Genomic DNA, 22,367 nt, shown 5'->3' on the forward strand with positions numbered 1-22,367 from the left:
CGCCGGCCTGACCCTGGTCGAGCAGCTTGCGGAACATTTCCACGCCCGTGACGGTCGTCTGCTGGGTGTCCTTCAGGCCAACCACTTCGGCCGCATCACCCACCTTGACGATACCGCGCTCGACGCGACCGGTCAGCACCGTACCGCGACCCGAGATCGAGAACACGTCTTCGACCGGCAGCAGGAACGGCTTGTCGATCACGCGCTCCGGCTCCGGAATCCAGCTGTCGAGTGCGTCGACGAGCTTGATGATCGACGGCACGCCGATTTCCGACTGGTCGCCGTCAAGGGCGAGACGGGCCGAACCGTGGATGATCGGGGTGTCGTCGCCCGGGAACTCGTACTTCGACAGCAGTTCGCGGACTTCCATCTCGACCAGCTCGAGCAGCTCGGCGTCGTCGACCATGTCAGCCTTGTTCAGGAACACGACGATGTACGGCACGCCGACCTGACGCGASAGCAGGATGTGCTCGCGGGTCTGCGGCATCGGGCCGTCAGCGGCCGAGCACACCAGGATCGCGCCGTCCATCTGCGCCGCACCGGTGATCATGTTCTTGACGTAGTCAGCATGTCCCGGGCAATCGACGTGGCCGTAGTGGCGCATCGGCGATTCGTATTCGACGTGGGCGGTCGAGATCGTGATGCCGCGGGCCTTCTCTTCCGGCGCAGCGTCGATCGAACCGTAGTCCTTGAATTCACCGCCGAAACGCTCGGCGCCGATCTTCGTCAGCGCAGCCGTCAGCGTGGTCTTGCCGTGATCGACGTGACCAATGGTGCCGACGTTGACGTGCGGCTTCTTACGTTCGAACTTACCCTTTGCCATGAGCGCTAAACTCCGCTGGAGCCAATGAGATAGTAAAAAAAGGAACCGCCGCGGACGACGAAGATGGTGCTCATGACTGGAATCGAACCAGCGACCTCTTCCTTACCAAGGAAGTGCTCTACCGACTGAGCTACATGAGCACGATTACGCAGCGCGCGAAGTTACAATGGAGCGGGAGACGGGAATCGAACCCGCACAATCAGCTTGGAAGGCTGAAGTTCTACCATTGAACTACTCCCGCACTGCGCGGAACTCGTCTGGTGGAGGAAGGTGGATTCGAACCACCGAAGGCGTAAGCCAGCAGATTTACAGTCTGCCCCCGTTGGCCGCTTGGGTATTCCTCCAACATAGAACGCCTATTGTCGCGAGCGTCCCGGAAACTGTCAATAACTTCTGCAGGCGAATCAGCGTGCAATGACGGCTTCCGGAGGCCCGGACACCCCGTCGATACGGGCCGTCGACGGGTGGGCCGCGAAGTGTAACGAGACGCCCCCGTGAAGGGAAGCGTTTTTACGCTTCGCGGGTCGCCAGCACCAGCGGTTCCATCGCGCGCGACATCTCCATGAGCTTCAGTGCGTACTCCTGCAGGCGCAGATCCTTCGGCTCCACCGGCCTCCATGGCGGCACGGGCGTGGGCTTGCCGCCATCCGGCTTGTCGAGCGCCACGAAAACCATGACGCAGCTGGTCGCCAGGCGTTGCTCGCCGCTGCGCAGATCCCGGGCCAGGACGTCCACCGCCAGGTGCATGCTCGAGGTGCCGGTATGGATAAGGCGGGCGCGTACAGTGACCAGGTCACCGATCAGGATCGGCGCGAGGAACTGGATACCGCTGACCGAGGCGGTGACGCAGTAGGCCCCGCTCCAGCCCACCGCACAGGCATAGCCGGCCTGATCCAGCCACTTCATCGCCATGCCTCCGTGGACCTTCCCGCCGAAGTTGACGTCGGTCGGCTGGGCCAGGAAACGGAATTCGACTTCACGCTGCGTGCCGGGCATGCAAGTACCTTGCTCTGAAAAGTCGCATTATGGCCTCCGGACGGCTTGTCCGGCCGCCCCGGCCGGCATAGATTCGGCCCTACGCATCCTTGGAATGCCCGATGGTCCTTCGCAGCGTCGCTTCCCGACTCGCCCTGGCCGTCCTGCTGGGGTCGGCGATCGTCCTGATCGTCACGGGCGGGCTGCTGCTGACGCACACCCGCGAGCAGACCCTCCAGCAGACCGAGCGCGAGGCCGCCGCCATCGCCTCGTCCGCCGCCAACCGCATCCAGGCACGCATCGATGGCGTCGCCAAGGTCGACCGGGTGCTCGCGGGCCTGCTCACCACCCGGCGCGAGCAGGCGCCGGCGATCATCCGCGACGTTCTCGAGGCGAACCCGGAGATCGGCGACATCAGCGCCGCCTTCGTGCCACACGACCATTCGTCCCTGCGTCCGGAAGACGCGCCCGTGGCACGGCGCAACCCGGCCGGGGGCATCGTCATGGGCACCCGCCTGAGCGATCCCGCACCGTACTGGAGCTCGCCCTGGTTCATCCGTGGCCTCAATTGCGACAAGGGATGCTGGCAGCCGCCGTTCCGATCCACCGAGCGCAACGAGACCCTGGTCGGCTTCTCCACCGCCATCGCGGGCAAGAACCTGCCGGTCATCGGTGTGGCCGACGTCACCATCAGCCTGGACTGGCTGCAAAAGCTGCTCGGCGAACTGGACAAGCCCGACCATGCCTCGGCCTTCGTGGTCGACGCCAACGGCGAGTTCCTGGCCCACGACTGGGTGTCCTACATCGGGACCCGGGGCAGCCGTCCCCTGCTCGCCGCCCTGGCCGCGAAGCGCAACCCCGTACGTATCACCCCGGAGGAAGGCGGCCGGGTGAGCGAGCCGGTGTGGATCTACTTCGTGCCGATCGAGGGCACACGCTGGACGTTCGGCCTGAACATGCCGGAACGCCAGGTGCTCGCCGACCTGCGCCGTACCTACATGGTCGACATCCTGCTCGGCGTCCTCGCCCTTGCCGGCGTGTCGCTGATCACCCTGGTCGTGACACGCCGCCTGATGGCGCCACTGGGAGTGCTCGCCGAGCGCGCCGAGAACGTATCGCGCGGCGACCTGGACTTCGAGCTACCGGTCCTTCGCCGCAACGACGAAGTCGGCCGGCTCACGCGCGCGTTCGATCACATGCGTCATCAGCTTGCCGGCCATATCGATACGGCGAAACGGACCGCGCGCGAACAGGAGCGCATGGCCAGCGAGCTCGAGATCGCCCGGCAGATCCAGCTCGCCCTGATCCCCGATGCCCACTGGCTCGCCGATGACGGCCGGCTCGAACTGCATGCGGCACTGCGACCGGCCAGCGCGGTGGGCGGCGACCTGTACACCTACTTCGCGCTCGGCGCGCGGCATGTCTGCGTCATGGTCGGCGACGTCTCGGACAAGGGCATTCCGGCCGCGCTGTTCATGGCCCGCACGATCACGCTCGCGCGCACGATCGCCACCCACGCACGTTCGCCGAGCGACATCCTCGGCTCGCTCAACCGGGAGCTGTGCAAAGGCAACGACACCTGCATGTTCGTCACCCTGCTGTGTGGCGTGGTCGAAACCGAAACCGGCCTGCTCGCCCTCGCCAGCGCCGGACACGAGCAGCCCGTGCTGCACGCGGGCGGCAGCGCCATCCTGGTCGACGTGGAAACCGGACCAGCCCTCGGCCTGGATCGCGAAGCGCGCTACCCTGTGCGGGTACTCACGCTGCTTGGGGGCGACACCGTGCTCATGTACACCGACGGCGTCAGCGAGGCGCACGCGGGAAACCAGAAGCTCTATGGCGCGCACGCGCTTCTCGAAAGCGTGTCGCGCATCGAAGAGGGCGCGACGCCGGAAACCTTCGTCGAGCGCGTGCTGAGCGATGTCGACGCGTATGTCGAAGGCGCTGTCGCCTACGACGACATCGCCCTGCTCGCCCTGACCTGGCACGACACCAGCGCCGCGGGAGCCCGCCTCGATGCGGCTGTGCATTCCTAATCGTCTGGAGGACGTGTTCCTCGCCCTGGACCGCGCGGAGATGACCCTCGATCTCGCGGCCATCGACCATGCCTGTCGCGCCGACGTACGCCTCGTGCTCGAGGAGTTGCTGGTCAATACCGTGCGTCACGGTTATCCGGACGGCCGCGCTGGCGAGATCACGATCCACCTCGAGATTTGCTCGGACACCGTTCGCCTGGAACTGCGCGACGACGCCGAAGCGTTCGACCCGCTCCAGCACGAACCGCCCGACCTTCCGGGCGATATCGCGGACCGGGAGATCGGCGGGCTGGGCCTGCACCTGGCACGCAGCATCGCCAGCGACTTCGAATATGCACGCGACGCACACGGCAACCGTGTCGTTATCCGTTTCGATCCATCCTTGTCCGACGAGCCGTCCTCATGACCCTGATCGTTCGCAGCGAAAGCCCCATCCCCGCCCGCACCACCGTCTGGCTCGAGGGGCGACTCGACGCGGCGACCTTTGGCGATCTCGACAGTGCCCTGCGCGACATCACGCCGATGGTCGACAACGGCGGCACGCTGATCATCGATCTTTCGGGCCTCGACTACATCAGCAGCGCCGGCCTTCGCAGCCTCGCGCAACTGCGCAAGCAGATGCACGACCGTGATGGCCGCACCCTGCTGCTCAACCCGCAGCCGCAGGTGAAGAAGGTCTTTGAGATCGTCAAGGCTGTGCCCGTGGCCGAAGTGTTCGCGAGCGTCGCGGAACTGGATCAGTACCTGGACCACATGCAGCGACAGATCACGGGCTGACGGCCACCCGCTACCTGGCGGTCGCCGCCGCTCAGCCGTTGTTGGTGTCGATCAGGCCAGCGCGAAGTTTTTCCAGCTGGCTCTTGAGGCCGACGACTTCGTCGATCTCGCACCCGGTCGCGCAGAAGACATCGACCGGCACCTGGCCAGCCTTCTCGCGCAGTGCCCTGCCCTCGTCGGTCAGCGTGACGATGACCTGCCGTTCGTCGCGCGTGCCCCGCGTACGCTGCACCATGCCCGCCGCCTGCAAGCGCTTCAGCAACGGCGTCAGCGTGGCGGAATCGAGGAACAGCCGCTCGCCCAGTTCCGAGACGGTGATCCCGTCAGCCTCCCAGAGCACCAGCATGACCAGGTATTGCGGGTAGGTCAGGTCCAGATCGGCCAGCAACTGCCGGTAGAGCTTCCCCATCGCCAGGTTGGCCGAATACAGCGCGAAGCACAGCTGCCCGTCGAGGGTGCGCGGCGCTTCGATACCTGGCGGGAGGGCGTTCTTGCTCATGAAGCCAATGTAGGGACGCGGATATTCAATTGCAAGCGATTGAATTGCGCCAGCGATTCGTGACCCGAGGCTTGCGTATGATCCGGTCACCGCGGACAGGGGGCGCCTTTCATGAGTCTGGATCCCCTCTGGGATTTCCTCACATCATCGTGGGTCGGAGACATCATCGGCGTGATCGGCGATGTGATCCGCGTTATTCCCTACACCCTGCTTTTTCTCCTGGCGTTCCTGATCGTGCAGGGACTGATAGCCAGCCACGCAGCGGTCGACATGGGTGCCGGCCCGGCCGCGCGCGCACTCGTGCACGGAGCTTTCCTCGACAGGTTTGGCCTCGCGTGGTCGCTTGGCGTGCCCTCGGCGCTTGTCGCATGGAAGTGGCTGGCGACAGTCATCCCCGGGTCTAGGAAGTAACGAAGAGCCTCTTAAAAGCGCTCTCGGAGGCCACCAATCCTTCTTCGGTCATGGAGATCGTCTTGGCCTCCACCGAGGTTGTTGCGCTTCTCCAGTACCTGGCTCCCGGCTTTCTCGTGACTTGGCTGTACTTCGGGCTGACCTCACACGAGAAGCCGTCCCAGTTCGATCGAACCGTGCAGGCACTCATCTACACCGCCATCGTGCACGCTCTCGTTGCTTCTGAACGACAGGTCGCATCATGGATAGGTGAATGGCATACGTTCGGCGAATGGGATAAGGACAGCGATCTGATCGCTGCCGTGATATCGGCGCTGACGATAGGTCTCGTGGTTGCCACGACCGCAAACCACGATCTCGTGCATGTCGTTCTACGCAAGCTAAGGGTGACGCACAGGACCTCCCATCCCAGCGAATGGTTCGGCGCCTTCTCGGAAACTTCGCAAACCGTCGTGCTTCACCTTAAGGACGAAACACAAGTGCATGGATGGCCGTCGATGTGGCCCTACCATGCTGAAAGAGGCCATTTTTTCATTACTGGCGCAACGCGGAGAGCAAGAGGCACTGACATCGTGACTTCCAGCCATGAAGCCCTGATGATAAATGTAGTAGACGTAACCCTTGTTGAGTTCCCCGCACGGAAGGAGAGAACGTGATGCCAGATTCGGCAGAGAAAAGGTTCTGGGAAGATCCACGGTTTTACAATCGCTACGCCAACACCAACCCGCCGCCTTCCGAACCCATGCAACCTCCCCCAGCGCATTTCTTCGAAAACACCGCGCCAACAACGAACGCTGCGAAACGAGATGCGCCTCCGGGCTACCTGTGGGTGCTGGTCAGGATTGATGACATCGTTGCCCGCTGACAAAAAAAACCACGACGCGAGCCGTGGTTTTTTTAAGGACAATGGCGCCTGCAATCAGACGTTGAACCGGAAGTGCAGCACGTCGCCTTCCTTCACCAGATAGTCCTTACCTTCCAGGCGCAGGCGGCCCGCCTCCTTGGCGCCCTGCTCGCCCTTGAACTTGATGAAGTCGTCGAAGGCGACCGTTTCGGCGCGAATGAAGCCACGCTCGAAATCGGTATGGATCACACCGGCGGCCTGCGGCGCCGTGGAACCGGCACGAACCTGCCAGGCGCGCACTTCTTTCTCGCCAGCGGTGAAATAGGTCTGCAGGCCGAGCAGACGGTAACCGGCGCGGATGACGCGGTTGAGGCCCGGCTCTTCCAGGCCGAGGTCCTTCAGGAACTCGTCGCGATCGGCGTCTTCGAGCTGACCGAGCTCTTCTTCGATCGACGCACAGACCGGCACCACTTCGGCACCTTCCTGGGCGGCGTGAGCGCGCACGGCATCCAGGTGCGGGTTGTTCTCGAAGCCGTCGTCCGCGACGTTGGCGATATACATCAGCGGCTTCATCGTGATCAGGAACATGTCACGGACGAGTGCCTTTTCTTCGGCGTCGAGGCCAGCGGAGCGCGCGGACTTACCCTGATCCAGGACGATGCGAAGCTTCTCCAGCACGGGCTTCTTCGCCATCGCGTCCTTGTCGTTGGCCTTGGCCGCACGCGTGGCGCGATCGAGCGCCTTCAGCACGGCTTCGAGATCGGCCAGGGCCAGCTCGGTGTCGATGGTTTCGATGTCGGCGATCGGGTCGACMTTGTTCGCCACATGGATGACGTTGCCGTCTTCGAAGCAGCGGACCACGTGGGCGATCGCGTCCGTCTCGCGGATGTGGGCGAGGAATTTGTTACCCAGGCCTTCGCCCTTGGACGCGCCGGCCACGAGGCCTGCGATGTCGACGAACTCCATCGTGGTGGGGATCACCCGCTGCGGCTTGACGATATCGGAGAGCTGGGTCAGGCGCAGATCGGGGACCGGCACGATGCCCGTGTTCGGCTCGATGGTGCAGAAGGGGAAATTCGCCGCGGCGATGCCCGCCTTCGTCAGCGCGTTGAACAGGGTGGACTTGCCGACGTTAGGCAAGCCGACGATGCCGCATTTGATGCCCATGGCGATGATGTCCGGTAGAAGTGATTGGTGCGGTCAGGCGACCGTGTGCAGGCGTTTCATCGCCTCTTCGAACTTGCCATCCAGCGCCAGCGGCAGCACGTCGAACGCGCGCCCGATGCCGTGCATGATGGCGTCCTCGTCAGCCGCATTGGGGCGGCCGAGCACCCACGGGGTGACCTTGTCCTTATGCCCCGGGTGGCCGATGCCAATCCGCAGGCGGTGAAACTTGCCGTGCCCGAGATGGGTCACGATGTCGCGCAATCCGTTCTGGCCGCCGTGGCCGCCATCGAACTTCATGCGGACGGTACCGGGAGGGAGGTCGAGTTCGTCGTGCGCGACGAGACATTCTTCCGGCTCGATCTTGTAGTAACGCAGCGCCGATGCGACAGCGATGCCACTCTTGTTCATGAACGTCGCGGGCTTGAGCAGCCAGACGGTCTCGCCACCGAGGCGCAGCTTGCAGGTCTCGCCGTGCAGCTTGCCGTCGAAGGTCCAACGCTCTCCCTGATCCATCGCCAGGGCGTCGACACACCAAAACCCGGCGTTGTGCCGGGTCCTGACGTATTCGGCCCCGGGGTTACCGAGGCCGACGATGAGACGTAGTGTTGCCATGCTTCATCAGGCTTATGTAGGAGCCGATTTATCGGCGATGGAGCGTTCGGCTTAACCGCTCCGTTGGCTTTTCGCCGATGAATCGGCTCCTACAGTTGCCTAATTACTTCTTGTCGGTCGACTTGTCGTCGGCGGCCGGTGCTTCAACGCCTGCAGCCGGTTCCGGATCGACTTCTTCCTGGACCGAGGCGACGGTCACGACGGCGACGTCATGTTCCTTGCCGAGGCCCAGTTCCGGGATTTCCACACCGGCCGGCAGCTTGAGGTCGGACAGGTGGACGATGTCGCCGGCGGACAGCTTGGCGAGGTCGAGTTCGATGAACTCCGGGAGGTCCTTCGGCAGGCACGAGACGGTGACTTCCGTCAGGTTGTGCGAAATGACCAGACCGGCGGTCTTGCCCGCGGGCGACTTTTCCTGGTTCAGGAAGTGCACCGGGACGGCGACCTTCAGGACTTCGTTCTCGCTGACGCGCAGGAAGTCCATGTGCAGCATGAGCTGCTTGAACGGGTGCTTCTGCCAGTCCTTGATCAGGACCTTCTGCTTCTTGCCGTCGACGGTGAGGTCGATAACCGAGGAGTAGAACGACTCGAAACGCGAGCCGAGCAGGACGTCGTTGTGCAGGACCTGGATGGCCTGCGGCGCGTCGCCCGCGCCGTAGACGATACCCGGCACGTAACCGGCAAGACGCAGGCGGCGGCTCGCACCCTTCCCCTCGATCTTGCGGCTGGTAGCCGTGAGCTGATGATTCGTTGCCATTGGTGTTGCCTCAGTGTTGAAAGCCGCCTTCCGGCGACTGGTAAAGGGCCCCTCCGCGACCAGGGGAGCCCGAAAAACGATACGTCAGTCGATGTAGAGCGAGCTCACCGATTCGCCAAAGGCGATACGGCGGATCGTCTCCGCGAGCAGTTCCGCTACCGACAACTGGCGGATTTTCGCACAGTCGCGGGCGTTGTCGCGCAACGGCAGCGTATTGGTGACCACCAGCTGGTCGAGCTGGGAGCCTTCGATGTTCTGGATCGCGGCACCCGAAAGCACCGGGTGGACGCAGTACGCGACGACCTTGCGGGCGCCCTTTTCCTTCAACGCCGCCGCAGCGGCGCATAGCGTGCCGGCGGTGTCGACGATGTCGTCCACCAGCACGCAGGTCTTGCCTTCCACGTCGCCGATGATGTTCATGACCGTGGCCACGTTCGCCTTCGGGCGGCGCTTGTCGATGATCGCCAGGTCCGCATCGTCAAGGCGCTTGGCCAGCGCCCGAGCGCGCACCACGCCACCGACGTCGGGGCTGACCACGATCAGGTCATCCATGCTGTGGTGGCGCCAGATGTCGGCCAGAAGCACCGGCGAGGCGTACACGTTGTCGACCGGGATGTCGAAAAAGCCCTGGATCTGATCGGCGTGCAGATCGATCGTCAGGACGCGGTCGGCACCGGCCGTCGCGATCATCTTGGCGGCCAGCTTCGCCGTGATCGGCACACGCGCCGAGCGCGGGCGACGATCCTGGCGGGCATAACCGAAATACGGCATCACCGCGGTCACGCTGCCGGCCGATGCGCGCTTGAGCGCGTCGATCAGCACCAGCAGGTCGAACAGGTTCTCCGCACTGGGGGCGCCCGTCGGCTGAATGACGAAGACCTCCTGCTTACGAACGTTTTCCTCGATCTCGATCTGGGCCTCGCCATCGCTGAACCGGCCGATGAGGGCCTTGCCGAGCGGAATACCGAGGCGGGCGGCGACATCGTCGGCAAGCAGGCGGTGCGCATTGCCACTGAACAGCATCGGGGTGGACGTATCCACGTAGGAACTCCTGGCGTGAGAGAGGGATGGATCGGCTCTGCCACCGCGAACGGTGGCTGGGGCGGCAGGATTCGAACCTGCGTATGCGGGAATCAAAATCCCGTGCCTTAACCAGCTTGGCGACGCCCCAACAGTACATTTTGCCGCAGCCCGCGGCCCTTCCCGTCCTTTACGACACGATCCCCGAAGCTTCGAACCGTTGCCGCGCGACATGCAGCGGCGAGGGGTCGATACCCGCTGCCACATGGGCCCTGAAGCCCCTGGGACAGCGCGAGGCGACCGCAAGGGCCGCCTCGTGGGTTCTCGTTTCCAGAAAAATACAGCCACCACTGCCGGACAGGCGCGCCTGGCCGAAGCCACCCAGCCAGTCCAGTGCAGCCGCTACCTGCGGGTGACGCGCACGAACCACAGGCTCGAAGGCGTTCTCCGCAGAATCCCCGGAAACAAAGGATGAAATTGTCGCCCGCGGGGCATTTCGTGTCAATTCGGTGGCTTTGAAAAGCGCAGCCGTGGGCACGTTTTCGCGGGGGTCCACGACCACGTACCAGCGTCGGGGCAGGCGCATCGGGGTCAGCTGCTCCCCCACACCCTCGGCCCAGGCGGACCGCCCCCGGACGAAAACCGGGACGTCGGCGCCTAACCGGAGGCCGAGGGCGGCCAGGGCGTCTTCGTCCAGGCCGGTCCGCCACAGGAGGTTCAGGCCGACCAGGACGGACGCCGCATCGGAGCTTCCACCGCCCAGGCCGCCGCCCATGGGGATGCGCTTGGCAACGGCGATGTCCGCACCCAGCTCGGTTCGCGTCTCAGCCGCAAGGAGACGAGCGGCCCGAACGGTCAGATCGGCATCCTCCGGGACCCCGCTGATGGGAGTGGGCCGGGTGATGACGCCGTCGCCGCGGATCCGCAGGCGCACTTCGTCGCCCCAGTCGAGCAAGCGGAAAACGGTCTGCAACTCATGGTAACCATCGTCGCGACGACCAACGATCCGCAGGAACAGGTTGAGCTTGGCCGGCGCGGGCCATACGGTCCAGTCGCCGTCAGCCAGCGGTGCCAGGGAACGGCTCATGAAGACGCGCAGGTGGTCGGGGAAGCCGTTTTCACGATCCCGCTCGAGGGCCCGGGCAAAGGCCGGCGCATGCTTGTCGACCACGCTGAAGCCATGCCTGGCGTAGAACGGAGCGTTCCAGGGCACGTCGATGAGGGTGCCGAGATCGATCCGGCGATACCCCGCCTCGCGCGCCCACTCGCAGGCGTGCTCGAGCAGCGCGGCGCCGATGCCCTTGCGACCAAACGCCGGGAGAACGTCGATTTCCGCCACGCCGATCGCATCCGGCGCACCGTCCGTATCGAGGCAGACGAAGCCCACGATGTCATCGTCGACCGAGGCGACCCACACCAGGCCGCGGACGATCAGCCCACGGACGATATCGCTCGGCAGGGCCATCGACGAATAGGCACGCCATGCCTCGTGCCCGCGGAACAGTTCGACGGCCGCCCGCTCGATGGCGCAGAGGCGCTCGGCGTCGTCCGCGTGAGCGCGGGAGATCTGGAAGTTCATCAGGGACCGGGGTGCCACAGAGGAGCGGAGTATAGCGGCGCGCTATCGACCGAACGACCAGTTCTCGACGGAAAGCCTGACTTTGTAGGGTGCTTTCTCGGCGAAAACCCGTGTCGGCATGGCCGGCTGCCGCGTGACATCCCACTGTTTGTAGTCGACCGTCCAGCCATCCTGAACCAGGCGCGACGGCAGCCGGTCCGCACCGAAAGCGATATCCGCCGGCCCGGTGTCGGCACGCAGTCCCAGGGCCCAGCGCTTGAGCTCCGCGAGGGGAATCTGCCAGCCCACCGTGCTCGCCATCAGCGACTCCGCATCGGCGCCGTGACGCGGGCCGCCGTCGAGACCTTCCAGTTCGGCACCGTTCGGACCACCGGTCAGCCGGAACGTACGGCCGGTGATCGGCCCGCGCACGGTGAATTCGTAGCGGTCGCCGTCCTGCCGCCAGGTCAACGAGCCGGAGTTGCTGTCCTTACCGTCACTGACCGACAGCTTGCCTTCGAGGGTCCAGTGATTGGTATCGGCGAGGCCGCGTTCGCGCTGCTCCTGCAGGCCGAGGGTCGCGGCGTCGCCTTGCAGGCGCACCGGGGCCCGGGTCGTGGCGCAGCCGGCAAGCGCGAGGACAGCAAGGCCGATGGCGGCTTTTTGCAGGAGCCGATTCATCGGCGATCGCCACCTGGCATGGCGCCCATAGCTGGCCTGCTCGCGAGCACCCATCGCCGATGAATCGGCTCCTACAACTGCGAAAGACGAGACACTGTCTAGGCACCTCAAGGCTTCAGCTTCCGCTCGGTCCGCTCCAGGGAAGCGTTCTTCGGATCGATGCGACGCACTTCGTTGAGGACCCTGCGGGCCTCGTCGTGTTCACCGCGGTCCCAGAGCACTTCGGCGAGGTGCACGCCGATGTCGGCGTCCTTGCGCTTGAGCCAGGCATTGCGCAGGGTGCTTTCAGCCTGGTCGAGCTGGCCCTGGCGGAATTTCAGCCAGCCCCAGGAATCGGCCACGGACGGGTCGTCCGGGCGGGCACTGCGGGCCGCCTCGATCAGGCTTTGCGCCTCGCCGAGGTCGCGGCCGTTATCGGCCAGCGTGTAGCCGAGCGCATTGCTTGCCTCGATATCGCCCGGCTTGATCTCGAGTACCCGGCGGAAGTCGGCGACCGACAGATCGATCTTGCCGGCCTCCGCATAGGCGAGGCCGCGCCCGTAGAGCATGTCGGTGTCGTCGGGTTTGACGCGCAGCGCCTTGTCATACGATGCGGCGGCGGCATCGAACTGGCGGGCATCCATGTACAGCTCGCCGTCGAGCGCGAAGGCCTTGAGCAACTGCTCGGGGCGATCGGCATAAGTGGTCTGCAACTCGGCGACGATCTCGTGCGCGTCGTCGTCCTTGCCCTGCATGTGCAGCACGACCGCGCTGCGGACCGAGGCGTCATAGATGTGCGGATCGTCATCGCCGACCGCGGCGTACCAGTCCAGGGCGTCTTCCTGCTTGCCGAGCAACTCGGCCAGCTGACCCAGGGTGAAGGCGTTGTCGGACTGGACATCGTCGGACCGGTGACGGATTTCGTCGTAGAGCCGCCCCACCGCCGCCTTGTCATTCGCGCGCGCCGCAAGCGTCATCCGCATCGTATAGGTGTCACCGTCCTGGGGTCCGGTCGCGAGCAGCTTCGCGGCCGCCTTCTCATCGCCCCCCTGGGCCAGCACACTGGCGTAGGCCAGGCGGAGACGGGTGTTTTTCGGATCCTTCGCGACGGCCTTGGCGAACAGCGCTTTCGCCGCGACCTTGTCGCCGGCGCGGAACTTCTGCTGGGCCGCCCAGGCGTAGGTCGTACCATCGTGAAAGCGCGCCATGGCGCCATCGCCGACGGTTTTCGCGTAGTCGTGGCGCCCCAGGTTCTCGCCAAGCTCGCTCATCGCCAGCCATGCGCTGGAATCGTTGGGCAGGCGCTGCGGCGTGGCGATCTTCTCCAGCAGCACACCGGCCTGGGCCGCATCGCGCGCGCTCATCAGGGTGCGGCCGATCTCGCGCCAGGCATCCGGATCGCCGGTGGCGATCATGGCATCGAGCTGGCGCTCGGCTTCCACCGTGTCGCCGCGATCCAGCGCCGCCCGCGCCCTGGCTTCGGCCAGCTCGAGCGGCTTGCCATGGAGCACCGCCCAGCGGTCGATCGCCCGGGTCGTGGCCGCCTGGTCATGCACGGCCAGGGCGAGCTCGGTCGCCCGCCCCGCCACGCGGGGGTCGTCGCTGAGCTGGGCCGCCTGGCCATACGCCGCGGCGGCAGCCTTGAGATCGTTGCCGGCCAACGCAAAATCGCCTGCCATGAGCTGGGCCTGGACATCGCGCTCGGGTGGCAGGATCGCCACCTGAAGCCGGTCGAGGGGCTGGACGCCGGTGCGGGTCGCCTTGGGTGCCTCGTGGGGCGCTACGGCACACCCGGCCGCGGCGGCCATCAGGCTGGCCAGGACCACACAATGCCGCAGTTGCTTGAACTTGGACCGACCGCTCAGCACACTAGTCTCCGTCATAATCGATAGGGCGCTGCAAGAGCCACACGCCTTGTTAGCGCACAATGCGCCCTTAGCTTAGCCGACGCCACCGAAGCCGACTCACGCCCGTCATGCCACTCATCGCCCTCGGGCTCAATCACCTCACCGCGCCGGTCAGCCTGCGCGAACAGGTGGCATTCGATGCCGCGGTGGCGCCGCAGGCGCTGGACGACCTTGTCCGCCAGCCGGGTGTCGAAGAGGCCATGATCCTCTCCACCTGCAATCGCACCGAGCTGTACTGCAGCGTCACGGAAGGTTTCGAGGCCATACCGGGCCAGTGGTTGTCGCGTCAGCACCGATTGACCCCACAACGGCTGGACGAGTTCCTTTACCGGCACGATGAGCAGGACGCGGTGCGCCACATGTTCCGCGTCGCCACGGGCCTGGACTCCATGGTGCTGGGCGAGCCGCAGATCCTCGGCCAGGTGAAGGACGCCTACCAGCAGGCCCGTTCGGCGCAGAGCCTGCGCGCGCCGATGGAACGCCTGCTCCAGCATACGTTCGCCGTGGCCAAGCGGGTCCGCACCGACACCCGCATCGGCGCCCATACGGTGTCCGTGGCCTATACCGCCGTACGCCTGGCCGAGCAGGTCTTCACCGACCTGCGCCAGGCTTGCGTCCTGCTGATCGGCGCCGGCGAGACGATCGAACTGGCGGCCCGGCACCTGACCGACAAGAAGGTGCGCCGCCTCATCGTGGCCAATCGCACCCTCGAAAACGCGCAGGAGCTGGCCGTCCGCCACGGCGGCTATGCCATCGCGCTGGCCGACCTGCCCCGTCACCTCGCCGAAGCGGACATCGTGATCACCTCCACGGCCTCGCGTCTGCCCGTGGTGACGAAGCAGATGGTGGCCGACGCCATCGCCGCCCGCCGCCGGCGACCGATGTTCATGGTGGACATCGCCGTGCCGCGCGACATCGAGCCCGAGGTGGCCCATCTCGACGACGTGTACCTCTACGGTATCGACGACCTCAAGCAGGTGATCGACGAGAACCGCCGCTCGCGCGAGATGGCCGCCCGCGAAGCCGACGCGATCATCGACCTCCAGGTGGATCGCTACATGTCGTGGCGCCGGGCATTGAGCCTGCGCAACCCCGCCGTGGACATGCGCGTGGCTGCCGAGGCGCAGCGCGACGAGGTACTGGCCAAGGCCCAGGCCATGGTGGCCAGGGGCCGGTCGGCGGACGAAGCCCTCGCCTTCCTCGCCAACACCCTGACCAACAAGCTGCTCCACGCCCCCAGCGCGCGCCTGCGGGATGCCGCGCTATCGGGCGATCTCGACCTCCTCCATGCGGCCGGCCGGCTTTACGGACTGGACCCGGACGACGACGTTTCCGCATGATGTGCGGCTCCTGCCACACCTCGTGCCCCGAATGACCCCCTCGATCCGCCGCAAACTCGAAGCCCTGGCCGAACGGCACGAAGAAATCGGCCTGCTGCTCGCCCAGCCGGACGTCCTCGCCGACGGCCAGCGCTTCCGCGACCTCTCGCGCGAATACGCGCAGCTGGAACCGGTCACGCTGTCACTGAAGGAACACGACACGGCCGAGCGTGAGCTGGCCGAGTCCAGGGCCATGCTCGACGACGCCGAGATGCGCGAGATGGCCGCCGACGACATCGCCCGGATCGAAGACCGCCTGCGCGACCTGGATGCCGACCTCCAGGTCCTGCTCCTGCCCACGGACCCACGCGACGAGGGCAACCTCTTCCTGGAAGTGCGCGCGGGAACAGGCGGTGACGAGGCGGCCATCTTCGCCGGCGACCTGTTCCGCATGTACGCCCGCTACGCCGAGCGGCAGCGCTGGAACGTGGAAATCCTGCATGCCAACGAAGGCGAGCACGGCGGGTACAAGGAAGTGGTCGCCCGCGTCGAGGGGCGTGGCGCCTACTCCAAGCTGAAGTTCGAATCGGGGACGCATCGTGTGCAGCGCGTGCCGGAAACGGAGTCGCAGGGGCGCATCCACACCTCGGCGGCCACCGTCGCGATCCTGCCCGAGCAGGACGAGGTCGGCGAGATCGAGATCCGCGATGGCGACCTCAAGGTCGACACCTTCCGAGCCTCCGGCGCCGGCGGCCAGCACGTGAACAAGACGGACTCGGCGATCCGCATCACCCACCTGCCCACGGGCACCGTGGTGGAGTGCCAGGACGAGCGCAGCCAGCACAAGAATCGCGCCCGCGCGATGAGCCTGCTCAAGGCACGCCTGCTCGATGCGGAGCGCAGCAAGCAAAGCGCGGCCCAGGCCGAATCGCGTCGCCTGCAGGTGGGCTCGGGCGATCGCAGCCAGCGCATCCGCACCTACAGCTATCCGCAGGGGCGCATTACCGATCACCGCATCAACCTGACCCTCTATCGCTTGCTCGAGACGATGCAGGGCGATCTGGACGAGTTGATCGATACGCTGACCCGCGAACACCAGGCGGATGAGCTGCAAAATCTGATTGGCGGCGGCTGAGAGCATCGCCGCTGAAGCGGCTCCCACAGGGATACCGCAAGCTCTTGTGGGAGCCGATTCATCGGCGATGGGTGCTCGCACCAAACTTACATTTCCTGTTCCACAATGCCGGTCACCTCCCCCGTGGAACGGAACCGAACCGATGGGCAAGAAAAAGAAGAAAGCCTACGAGCACGATCTCGAGGCGCTGCAAGTCGAACTGGTCGGCCTCACGCGCTGGCTGCGTGCCACCGGCAAGCGCATGCTGGTGATACTCGAAGGACGCGATGCCGCCGGCAAGGGCGGCACCATCAAGGCCATCACCGACAAGCTCGACACCCGCGCCGCGCGCGTGGTCGCCCTGGGCAAGCCCTCGCATACCGAAGAAGGCCAGTGGTACTTCCAGCGTTACGTCACCCAGCTTCCCACCGCCGGTGAGCTCGTGCTGTTCGATCGCAGCTGGTACAACCGCGCCGTGGTCGAGCCCGCCATGGGCTTCTGTACCGACGAGCAGTACGACGCCTTCATGAAGGCCTGTCCCGCGTTCGAAAAACTGCTGACCGACGACGGCATCATCCTGGTCAAGTATTGGTTGTCGGTCGATCAGGAGCCGCAGGAAAAGCGCTTCGCCGAGCGTGCCGCCGATCCGCTCAAGCGCTGGAAACTCTCGCCCGTGGACCTCAAGGCCCGCGAGAAGTACGCCGAGATGGGTGACCTTCGAGACGCGATGATCCAGCACACGCATACCGCCGATGCGCCCTGGTTCGTCGCCGACTTCAACGACCAGAAAGAAGGCCGCCTGAACCTGATCCGCCACCTGCTCGACCAGGTGCCCGACAAGCTCACGCCGGACAAGGAGTTCGACCTGCCGCCGCTGAAGGGCAAGCCGAAGAAGGACAAGGTCACCGCCAAGGCGGAGAAGGTACCGAAGGTCTACTGACGCACGGCGGCACGTCGCACGGGCGCCCTGCGTGGCAGGCGTCCGCTGCGTGACAGTCGCAGCCACTGGCGCAAGGCCAGCAGGCCGCCGGCCGATTCGATCATCGCGGCCGGCACCCACATGATCACCCCACCGATGAGCTGGCCGGTAAGCACATTGAGCGTGAAAGCGCGGCCGCAAATCTCGAAGATCGGGTACAGGTCGGTCTTCGAGAAGGTCACGATGGCACCGGCCACGATCTGCGGTGTCATGGTGATCGCCGGCGACAGGACACGGATGCCCGGGGACATCCGCCCCGGCGGTTTCGGCCGGTGATCCAGCACGATCCACCAGTACGTCAGGCCCGAGAGCACCATCGACCAGTTCATCGCGCGATAGATCCGCCAGTCCAGCATGGCCATGGTCTGCATGTCGGGAATGAGCCAGACCAGGATCAAGGCAACGAAGAACACGGTYACGAAGGCCGGGTTGAACAGGCATCCGGCGGCGATGCGCCACGCGAGCGATTGTCCTGCGCGTCGAAGGCGCACGCGCAGCCCCAGTGGCAGGCCCGCGCGCAACACGGTACCCGGGTACGCCGCAATCAGCAGCAATGGCGCAAGGTGATGCAGCAACACCTGCTGGATGCGATGCATGAAGAACTCATGCTCGGCGTAGTAATCGAAATACGTATGCAGCGCGATGTACACGATCGCCATGCCCGCCCAGAACGCGGCCTGGCGTAATGGCGTGACACGCAGGCGCCGGGTCCCGGCGATGTACGCCGCCGCGGTGGCGAGAAAGACGATGAGGAACACCCAGGAGAATTCCCAGGGCACGATCCACTTCATGACACCGGCACCCATCCGCTCAGACGACGCGACGGGCGCGACGCGTGCGCCGCCACCCGTAGATCAGGCCGAGCAGGGCTACCAGGCCCGGCACGAGCACGATGTTGATGAACTTCAGGCGCAGGCCGAGGGCATCGATTTCAGCATTGAGCTGGTGCTGCACTTCGCGCAACTCCTTGCCGATAGCCAGCTTGCGTTGCAGGTACTGCTCCACTTCCCGGCGCTGCTCCGCGGTCGCCGTCGTCGGCGCCGTCGTGCCCTTCGCCGGCTGCAGCTCGGCGAGTCGCCGCTGGGTTTCGTAGAGCTCGTTCTCGAGCTCGCGCTTCTTGACCAGGAACTTGCGATCCGCCGCCGCCTGCAATGCCTTGACGCGGGTAAACGGCCGCTGCGAGTTCACCCGCCCGCGGATCGACAACAGGGCCGTCGAACCACCCAGGTTATCGACGAGGTTGGCGACGAAGTCGCCGTTGTTGGCGAACGGCGTCAGCTGCTGCTGGCCGAGCAGCGGCTGCACGTCGATCCACAGGCGATCCGACAGCAGGTCCGTGTCGGCGACCAGCACGATTTCGCCCGGGCCGCTGGCGAYAGCCAGGTGTCCCTTCTCGTGACGTTCCGGAAACGCCGTGTGGAAGGTGTCACGCAGACGCGCGGCGAGCAGATAGCGATCGTGGGTCGGCTCGTAGTTCTCGAGCAGGCTGGTCGGATCGCTGGCCGAATCGCGGACGCGCTGGGCCGGCACGATGGCGGCCTCGTCCGAGGTCTGCACCAGCGGAATCAAGCGGGCCTTCGTATCCTGGGCGAGCTCGAAGAAGCCGGCCGTCGAAAAGTTGATTCGCTGCAGGCTGGCCGTGACCACGTCCTCGTGGTTGAGGTCCTGTGCACCGAGACCGAGCATGGCCGGGTGGCCGATGCTATTGCCGTTGAGCTCGATGGTCAGCGCCTGCGAGCGGTCGAGCACGACACGGGTCGGGTCGAAGACGACACCCCAGGCCGGGAACAGGCGCGGCAGATTCGAATCGTGATCGTCGACCGTGCCGTGCGAGTCGATCAGCGGCGCCGTGTCCATCTCCGCATCCGGATCGACAAAGACGACCAGATGGCCTCCGCGCAGGACGAACTGGTCGATCGCGTATTGCGCATCGTCCGACAGATGCTTCGGATGAATGAGGAGCAGCACGTTGATCGACGGATCGACATGGGTGACGCTGTCCGGGTCGATCGTGGTGACGTCGGCCAGCTGGTCCAGCTGGCGCATCAGCGTCCAGGGCGCCTCGCCGATCACCAGGTTACCCTCCAGCGGCAAGGAGCTCATCACGCCCAGCCGTGGCTTCTTCGGCATGCCCAGCTCGTAGAGCAGCTTGGCGATGTCGTATTCGACGAAGGATTCGCGCGCCGGATCGAAGAATGGAATGGCCTGCGGTGCCGTGTCACCGGGGCCGGCACTACCAACCAGGCCGAAGAACACGCGCTCGCCGTTGCTGCCACCACTGGCAGGCGTGAGACCGTAACTTTCGGCGGCATCCTCGTCATCCGAGTAAGGCACCGGATCGATCACGCGAAGGCGGATCCGGCCATGGGCGCGCACGGCGATCTCGCGCAGCATCTCGTGCACGCGCTGTTCGTAGCTACGCAGCTGCGCGAGGTCGCGCGTGGCGTGATCGGAGAAATACAGGGTCAGCGTGAGCGGCTTGCGCAAGCCATCGACGATGTCGAGGGTGCCGGGTGTGAGGGTATAGATGCGATCCGATGTGAGGTCGACGCGCGCCGTGCGCAGCGACAACGAGCTGATCGCGATGACGACCGTGAACAGCACGGCGATGCCGAGCAGCGAGATACGCAGCAGGAAGGCACGGGACAGGTGCAGGTGACGCGACATGCTCATCGCGTCCTCTTCAGGTCGAGGACCACGACGCTGGCAGCCAGCCAGGCCACGATGGTGGCGAAGAAGTACACCAGATCACGGAGATCGAGCACGCCGCGCGCGATGGCGCTGGCGTGACGGGCGATGCTCAGCTGGCCCAGCGCACCGATGACCCGCGGCGGCACCGCGTCCTGGAAGAAGTCCAGCACCTGGGGCTGGCCGGAGAGCAGCAGGAGGAAACACACCGCGGCCGTGAGGATGAACGCGATGATCTGGCTACGCGTCGCCGTGGACATGCACGTGCCGATGGCAATGAATGCGCCGGCCATCAGCCAGCTGCCGACGTAGCCGGCAAGGATCACGCCGTTGTCCGGATCGCCGAGATAGTTCACGGTGATCCAGATCGGGAAGGTCAGGCACAGGCAGATGCCGATGAAGGCCCACGCAGCGAGAAACTTGCCGAGCACGGCCTGCGAGATCGACACCGGCAGGGAAAACAGCAGCTCCAGCGTGCCTGAGGCGCGCTCCTCGGCCCACATGGACATGGTCACCGCGGGGACCAACACGAGGTAAAGCCAGGGGTGCATGTCGAAGAACGGCTGCAGGTCGGCCAGGCCGCGGTCGTAGAAGTCGCCCGAGTAGAACGTCAGCACGCCGGCCATGACCAGAAAAATGACCATGAACACATAGGCCACGGGCGTGACGAAATAGCTCCACAACTCGCGACGCATGATCGCCGTCACGCCGCTCATGCCTGGGCTCCACGCGGCTGCGTGGTGATCTGGCGGAACACCTCGTCCAGGCGTCCCTGCTCGAGCTGGATCTCCGAGACCTCGAGGTTCTGCGTGCGCAAGAGGGCCTGTACCTCGTCGAGAATGGGCTGGCTGTTTCGGGGAAACACGGTGACGCGGCCGTCGAGCGGATCGACTTCCACCGAAGCGACATGGGGAATACGCGCCAGCATCTCGCGCGACACACCGCTACCCGGCGCACTGAACGACACCGCCCCGTGATAACGCGAGCGCGCTTCGAGCTCCGCCGGCGTGGCGTCGGCAAGCAGGCGCCCGTTGGCGATGATCGCCACGCGATTGCAGAGCGCGTGGACTTCCTCGAGCAGGTGCGTGGAAATCAGGATCGTGCGTTCACGAGCCATCGCATCGATCAGCATGCGCACCGAGTGCTTCTGGTTCGGGTCGAGGCCGTCCGTCGGCTCGTCGAGCATCAGCACGGGCGGATCGTGAAGGATGGCTTGTGCCAGGCCCACTCGCCGGCGCAGACCTTTCGACAAGGTGCCAATGGTCTGTTCGAGCACGTCCTCGAGCTCGAGCCGCACGACGACTTCGTCGAAACGGCGGAACGCGATGTCCCGGTCCAGGCCCCGCACGCGCACCATGAAGACGAGGAACTCCCGGATCGTCATCTCGCCGTAGCTGGGCGCGCCTTCGGGCAAATAGCCCAGCGCTCGCTTGGCGGCGAGCGGCTCCTTGCGTACGTCGTGGCCGCAGACCCGGGCCGTACCCGAGGTCGGCGCGAGGAACCCGGCAATCATGCGCATGGCCGTCGACTTGCCGGCGCCATTGGGCCCCAACAAGCCAAGCACCTGCCCCGGCTCGGCGCGCAGGGTCAGGGCATCCACCGCGGTCAGCGGCCCATAACAACGAGTGAGTCGTTCGGTCTCGATCATTACTTCGCAGTGTAGCGAGGGGCTTCGGAAAAAGGTTTTCTTGGCTTTGGGAGGGCTCGCCTACGGCCTCGCGTTTTGCCCGGCTCGCGGTGCGTCGCAAGAGCCGGCGGGTGCCACCCTCATAACGCAAGTTTTGTGTAGGAGCCGACTGTGTCGGCGAACCCTCAGGCTATCGAGCGAGCGGATGAGGCCTTGTAGTGATGAGGCGAGCGGTTAACCGCCCGCACGATGCGACACAAGGGCTCGTTCGCGATAGCGGTGTTGAGGGTTCGCCGATGAATCGGCTCCTACCAAGGGCCCGCACTGTGCCCGTTGCGAGCGTTGGCTCGACCTCACGACACGTCAGTCTCCGGAAGAGCCGGCGGGTATCGCCCTCGGGGCCGGTAGCGGAGGCGAGGCGTCCCACCGGAAAAAGCCCGAAGGGGGCTGGCCAGGACGGCCAGCCGTTTTCGCGAGACAGGATGTCGAGTCGGAAACCGCCGGTGGGGCGCCGACCCGGCCCGTAGGGCAATAAGTAAACGGCCGCGATTCGCGGCCCTTCCTTAGCGGGTCGCCGGAGCGTGGCCCCGAGGG

The 22,367-nt window shown here is 65.3% G+C and carries 23 protein-coding genes and 4 tRNA genes; 9 read left to right on the top strand and 18 right to left on the bottom strand.

Annotation, left to right across the window (positions count from 1 at the left end):
- From AC1DYM_RS21560 to AC1DYM_RS21580, 5 genes are all read right to left on the bottom strand, one after another.
- Positions 1–823, bottom strand: an 823-nt coding sequence (locus AC1DYM_RS21560) for an elongation factor Tu (protein WP_477341881.1), incomplete at its 3' end; no start/stop codon positions are given.
- 64 nt (positions 824–887) lie between these two features.
- Positions 888–963 (bottom strand) — tRNA-Thr (locus AC1DYM_RS21565).
- A gap of 27 nt (positions 964–990) precedes the next feature.
- Positions 991–1,064 (bottom strand) — tRNA-Gly (locus tag AC1DYM_RS21570).
- A 17-nt stretch (positions 1,065–1,081) separates the two neighbouring features.
- A tRNA-Tyr gene (locus AC1DYM_RS21575) sits at positions 1,082–1,167 on the bottom strand.
- 166 nt (positions 1,168–1,333) lie between these two features.
- Positions 1,334–1,819 (bottom strand): acyl-CoA thioesterase, encoded by a 486-nt coding sequence (locus AC1DYM_RS21580; RefSeq protein ID WP_477341883.1) that lies wholly within the window; start codon positions 1,817–1,819, stop codon positions 1,334–1,336.
- 101 nt (positions 1,820–1,920) lie between these two features.
- On the opposite strand from AC1DYM_RS21580, the gene AC1DYM_RS21585 reads away from it, so the two are divergent.
- The 3 genes from AC1DYM_RS21585 to AC1DYM_RS21595 are packed head-to-tail and all read left to right on the top strand — an operon-like array spanning position 1,921 to position 4,611.
- Complete coding sequence (locus AC1DYM_RS21585) at positions 1,921–3,834, top strand: SpoIIE family protein phosphatase (RefSeq protein ID WP_477341885.1); 1,914 nt, start codon at positions 1,921–1,923, stop codon at positions 3,832–3,834.
- Positions 3,815–4,240, top strand: a complete 426-nt coding sequence (locus tag AC1DYM_RS21590; protein WP_477341887.1) for an ATP-binding protein — start codon at positions 3,815–3,817, stop codon at positions 4,238–4,240. Before AC1DYM_RS21585 ends, AC1DYM_RS21590 begins: the two co-directional genes overlap by 20 nt.
- Positions 4,237–4,611 carry an STAS domain-containing protein gene (locus AC1DYM_RS21595; protein WP_477341889.1) on the top strand — a complete coding sequence of 125 codons (375 nt, stop codon included), beginning with the start codon at positions 4,237–4,239 and terminating at the stop codon, positions 4,609–4,611. Before AC1DYM_RS21590 ends, AC1DYM_RS21595 begins: the two co-directional genes overlap by 4 nt.
- Before the next feature lie 31 nt (positions 4,612–4,642).
- Here AC1DYM_RS21595 and AC1DYM_RS21600 read toward each other — a convergent pair whose 3' ends face one another.
- A complete protein-coding gene (locus AC1DYM_RS21600; protein ID WP_477341891.1) occupies positions 4,643–5,110 on the bottom strand; it encodes a MarR family winged helix-turn-helix transcriptional regulator in 468 nt (155 codons plus the stop codon).
- Between the two features lie 111 nt (positions 5,111–5,221).
- Here AC1DYM_RS21600 and AC1DYM_RS21605 point away from each other — a divergent pair, with 111 nt between their 5' ends.
- From AC1DYM_RS21605 to AC1DYM_RS21615, 3 genes are all read left to right on the top strand, one after another.
- Positions 5,222–5,521, top strand: a complete 300-nt coding sequence (locus AC1DYM_RS21605; protein ID WP_477341893.1) for a hypothetical protein — start codon at positions 5,222–5,224, stop codon at positions 5,519–5,521.
- Positions 5,522–5,583: 62 nt separating this feature from the next.
- Complete coding sequence (locus AC1DYM_RS21610) at positions 5,584–6,177, top strand: DUF6338 family protein (RefSeq protein ID WP_477341895.1); 594 nt, start codon at positions 5,584–5,586, stop codon at positions 6,175–6,177.
- A complete protein-coding gene (locus AC1DYM_RS21615; protein WP_477341897.1) occupies positions 6,174–6,386 on the top strand; it encodes a hypothetical protein in 213 nt (70 codons plus the stop codon). Before AC1DYM_RS21610 ends, AC1DYM_RS21615 begins: the two co-directional genes overlap by 4 nt.
- 54 nt (positions 6,387–6,440) lie before the next feature.
- Here the strand turns inward: AC1DYM_RS21615 and ychF are convergent, their stop codons facing one another.
- The 8 genes from ychF to AC1DYM_RS21655 all read right to left on the bottom strand — a co-directional run bounded on the left by ychF (position 6,441) and on the right by AC1DYM_RS21655 (position 14,007).
- The gene (gene ychF, locus AC1DYM_RS21620; RefSeq protein WP_477341899.1) at positions 6,441–7,532 is read right to left on the bottom strand and encodes a redox-regulated ATPase YchF; all 1,092 of its coding nucleotides are present in this window, start codon (positions 7,530–7,532) and stop codon (positions 6,441–6,443) included.
- Positions 7,533–7,565: 33 nt separating this feature from the next.
- A complete protein-coding gene (pth, locus tag AC1DYM_RS21625; RefSeq protein ID WP_477341901.1) occupies positions 7,566–8,144 on the bottom strand; it encodes an aminoacyl-tRNA hydrolase in 579 nt (192 codons plus the stop codon).
- A gap of 103 nt (positions 8,145–8,247) precedes the next feature.
- Positions 8,248–8,901, bottom strand: a complete 654-nt coding sequence (locus tag AC1DYM_RS21630; protein ID WP_477341903.1) for a 50S ribosomal protein L25/general stress protein Ctc — start codon at positions 8,899–8,901, stop codon at positions 8,248–8,250.
- Between the two features lie 84 nt (positions 8,902–8,985).
- A complete protein-coding gene (locus AC1DYM_RS21635; protein WP_071924944.1) occupies positions 8,986–9,924 on the bottom strand; it encodes a ribose-phosphate diphosphokinase in 939 nt (312 codons plus the stop codon).
- 71 nt (positions 9,925–9,995) lie between these two features.
- Positions 9,996–10,072 (bottom strand) — tRNA-Gln (locus AC1DYM_RS21640).
- Between the two features lie 39 nt (positions 10,073–10,111).
- Positions 10,112–11,500, bottom strand: a complete 1,389-nt coding sequence (ispE, locus tag AC1DYM_RS21645) for a 4-(cytidine 5'-diphospho)-2-C-methyl-D-erythritol kinase (protein WP_477341905.1) — start codon at positions 11,498–11,500, stop codon at positions 10,112–10,114.
- A gap of 42 nt (positions 11,501–11,542) precedes the next feature.
- A complete protein-coding gene (lolB, locus tag AC1DYM_RS21650; RefSeq protein ID WP_477341907.1) occupies positions 11,543–12,160 on the bottom strand; it encodes a lipoprotein insertase outer membrane protein LolB in 618 nt (205 codons plus the stop codon).
- Positions 12,161–12,267: 107 nt separating this feature from the next.
- The gene (locus AC1DYM_RS21655; RefSeq protein WP_477341909.1) at positions 12,268–14,007 is read right to left on the bottom strand and encodes a tetratricopeptide repeat protein; all 1,740 of its coding nucleotides are present in this window, start codon (positions 14,005–14,007) and stop codon (positions 12,268–12,270) included.
- Between the two features lie 107 nt (positions 14,008–14,114).
- Here AC1DYM_RS21655 and hemA point away from each other — a divergent pair, with 107 nt between their 5' ends.
- From hemA to ppk2, 3 genes are all read left to right on the top strand, one after another.
- Positions 14,115–15,386, top strand: coding sequence for a glutamyl-tRNA reductase (gene hemA / locus AC1DYM_RS21660; protein ID WP_477341911.1), 1,272 nt, complete (start codon positions 14,115–14,117; stop codon positions 15,384–15,386).
- Between the two features lie 31 nt (positions 15,387–15,417).
- Positions 15,418–16,500 carry a peptide chain release factor 1 gene (gene prfA, locus AC1DYM_RS21665; RefSeq protein WP_477341913.1) on the top strand — a complete coding sequence of 361 codons (1,083 nt, stop codon included), beginning with the start codon at positions 15,418–15,420 and terminating at the stop codon, positions 16,498–16,500.
- A gap of 142 nt (positions 16,501–16,642) precedes the next feature.
- Positions 16,643–17,419 carry a polyphosphate kinase 2 gene (gene ppk2 / locus AC1DYM_RS21670; protein ID WP_477341915.1) on the top strand — a complete coding sequence of 259 codons (777 nt, stop codon included), beginning with the start codon at positions 16,643–16,645 and terminating at the stop codon, positions 17,417–17,419.
- Here ppk2 and AC1DYM_RS21675 read toward each other — a convergent pair.
- Genes AC1DYM_RS21675 through AC1DYM_RS21690 form a run of 4 tightly spaced genes read right to left on the bottom strand, consistent with a single transcriptional unit; the run spans position 17,413 to position 21,794 of the window.
- On the bottom strand, positions 17,413–18,264 hold the full coding sequence (locus AC1DYM_RS21675; protein WP_477341917.1) for a cytochrome c oxidase assembly protein: 852 nt from the start codon (positions 18,262–18,264) through the stop codon (positions 17,413–17,415). The genes ppk2 and AC1DYM_RS21675 overlap by 7 nt on opposite strands.
- A gap of 4 nt (positions 18,265–18,268) precedes the next feature.
- Positions 18,269–20,131 (bottom strand): GldG family protein, encoded by a 1,863-nt coding sequence (locus tag AC1DYM_RS21680; protein WP_477341919.1) that lies wholly within the window; start codon positions 20,129–20,131, stop codon positions 18,269–18,271.
- The gene (locus tag AC1DYM_RS21685; RefSeq protein ID WP_477341921.1) at positions 20,128–20,862 is read right to left on the bottom strand and encodes an ABC transporter permease; all 735 of its coding nucleotides are present in this window, start codon (positions 20,860–20,862) and stop codon (positions 20,128–20,130) included. Before AC1DYM_RS21685 ends, AC1DYM_RS21680 begins: the two co-directional genes overlap by 4 nt.
- Positions 20,859–21,794 carry an ABC transporter ATP-binding protein gene (locus AC1DYM_RS21690; RefSeq protein ID WP_477341923.1) on the bottom strand — a complete coding sequence of 312 codons (936 nt, stop codon included), beginning with the start codon at positions 21,792–21,794 and terminating at the stop codon, positions 20,859–20,861. The genes AC1DYM_RS21685 and AC1DYM_RS21690 overlap by 4 nt, the downstream gene beginning before the upstream one ends.
- Between the last annotated feature and the right edge of the window lie 573 nt (positions 21,795–22,367).

The sequence above is a fragment of the Luteibacter sp. P1_D3 genome, assembly GCF_056406135.1.

Coding starts and splice junctions, on each gene's coding strand:
- AC1DYM_RS21580 (WP_477341883.1), bottom strand. CDS start 1,819: ATGCCCGGCACGCAGCGTGAAGTCGAATTCCGTTTCCTGGCCCAGCCG.
- AC1DYM_RS21585 (WP_477341885.1), top strand. CDS start 1,921: ATGGTCCTTCGCAGCGTCGCTTCCCGACTCGCCCTGGCCGTCCTGCTG.
- AC1DYM_RS21590 (WP_477341887.1), top strand. CDS start 3,815: ATGCGGCTGTGCATTCCTAATCGTCTGGAGGACGTGTTCCTCGCCCTG.
- AC1DYM_RS21595 (WP_477341889.1), top strand. CDS start 4,237: ATGACCCTGATCGTTCGCAGCGAAAGCCCCATCCCCGCCCGCACCACC.
- AC1DYM_RS21600 (WP_477341891.1), bottom strand. CDS start 5,110: ATGAGCAAGAACGCCCTCCCGCCAGGTATCGAAGCGCCGCGCACCCTC.
- AC1DYM_RS21605 (WP_477341893.1), top strand. CDS start 5,222: ATGAGTCTGGATCCCCTCTGGGATTTCCTCACATCATCGTGGGTCGGA.
- pth (WP_477341901.1), bottom strand. CDS start 8,144: ATGGCAACACTACGTCTCATCGTCGGCCTCGGTAACCCCGGGGCCGAA.
- AC1DYM_RS21630 (WP_477341903.1), bottom strand. CDS start 8,901: ATGGCAACGAATCATCAGCTCACGGCTACCAGCCGCAAGATCGAGGGG.
- AC1DYM_RS21635 (WP_071924944.1), bottom strand. CDS start 9,924: ATGCTGTTCAGTGGCAATGCGCACCGCCTGCTTGCCGACGATGTCGCC.
- ispE (WP_477341905.1), bottom strand. CDS start 11,500: ATGAACTTCCAGATCTCCCGCGCTCACGCGGACGACGCCGAGCGCCTC.
- lolB (WP_477341907.1), bottom strand. CDS start 12,160: ATGAATCGGCTCCTGCAAAAAGCCGCCATCGGCCTTGCTGTCCTCGCG.
- hemA (WP_477341911.1), top strand. CDS start 14,115: ATGCCACTCATCGCCCTCGGGCTCAATCACCTCACCGCGCCGGTCAGC.
- prfA (WP_477341913.1), top strand. CDS start 15,418: ATGACCCCCTCGATCCGCCGCAAACTCGAAGCCCTGGCCGAACGGCAC.
- ppk2 (WP_477341915.1), top strand. CDS start 16,643: ATGGGCAAGAAAAAGAAGAAAGCCTACGAGCACGATCTCGAGGCGCTG.
- AC1DYM_RS21685 (WP_477341921.1), bottom strand. CDS start 20,862: ATGAGCGGCGTGACGGCGATCATGCGTCGCGAGTTGTGGAGCTATTTC.
- AC1DYM_RS21690 (WP_477341923.1), bottom strand. CDS start 21,794: ATGATCGAGACCGAACGACTCACTCGTTGTTATGGGCCGCTGACCGCG.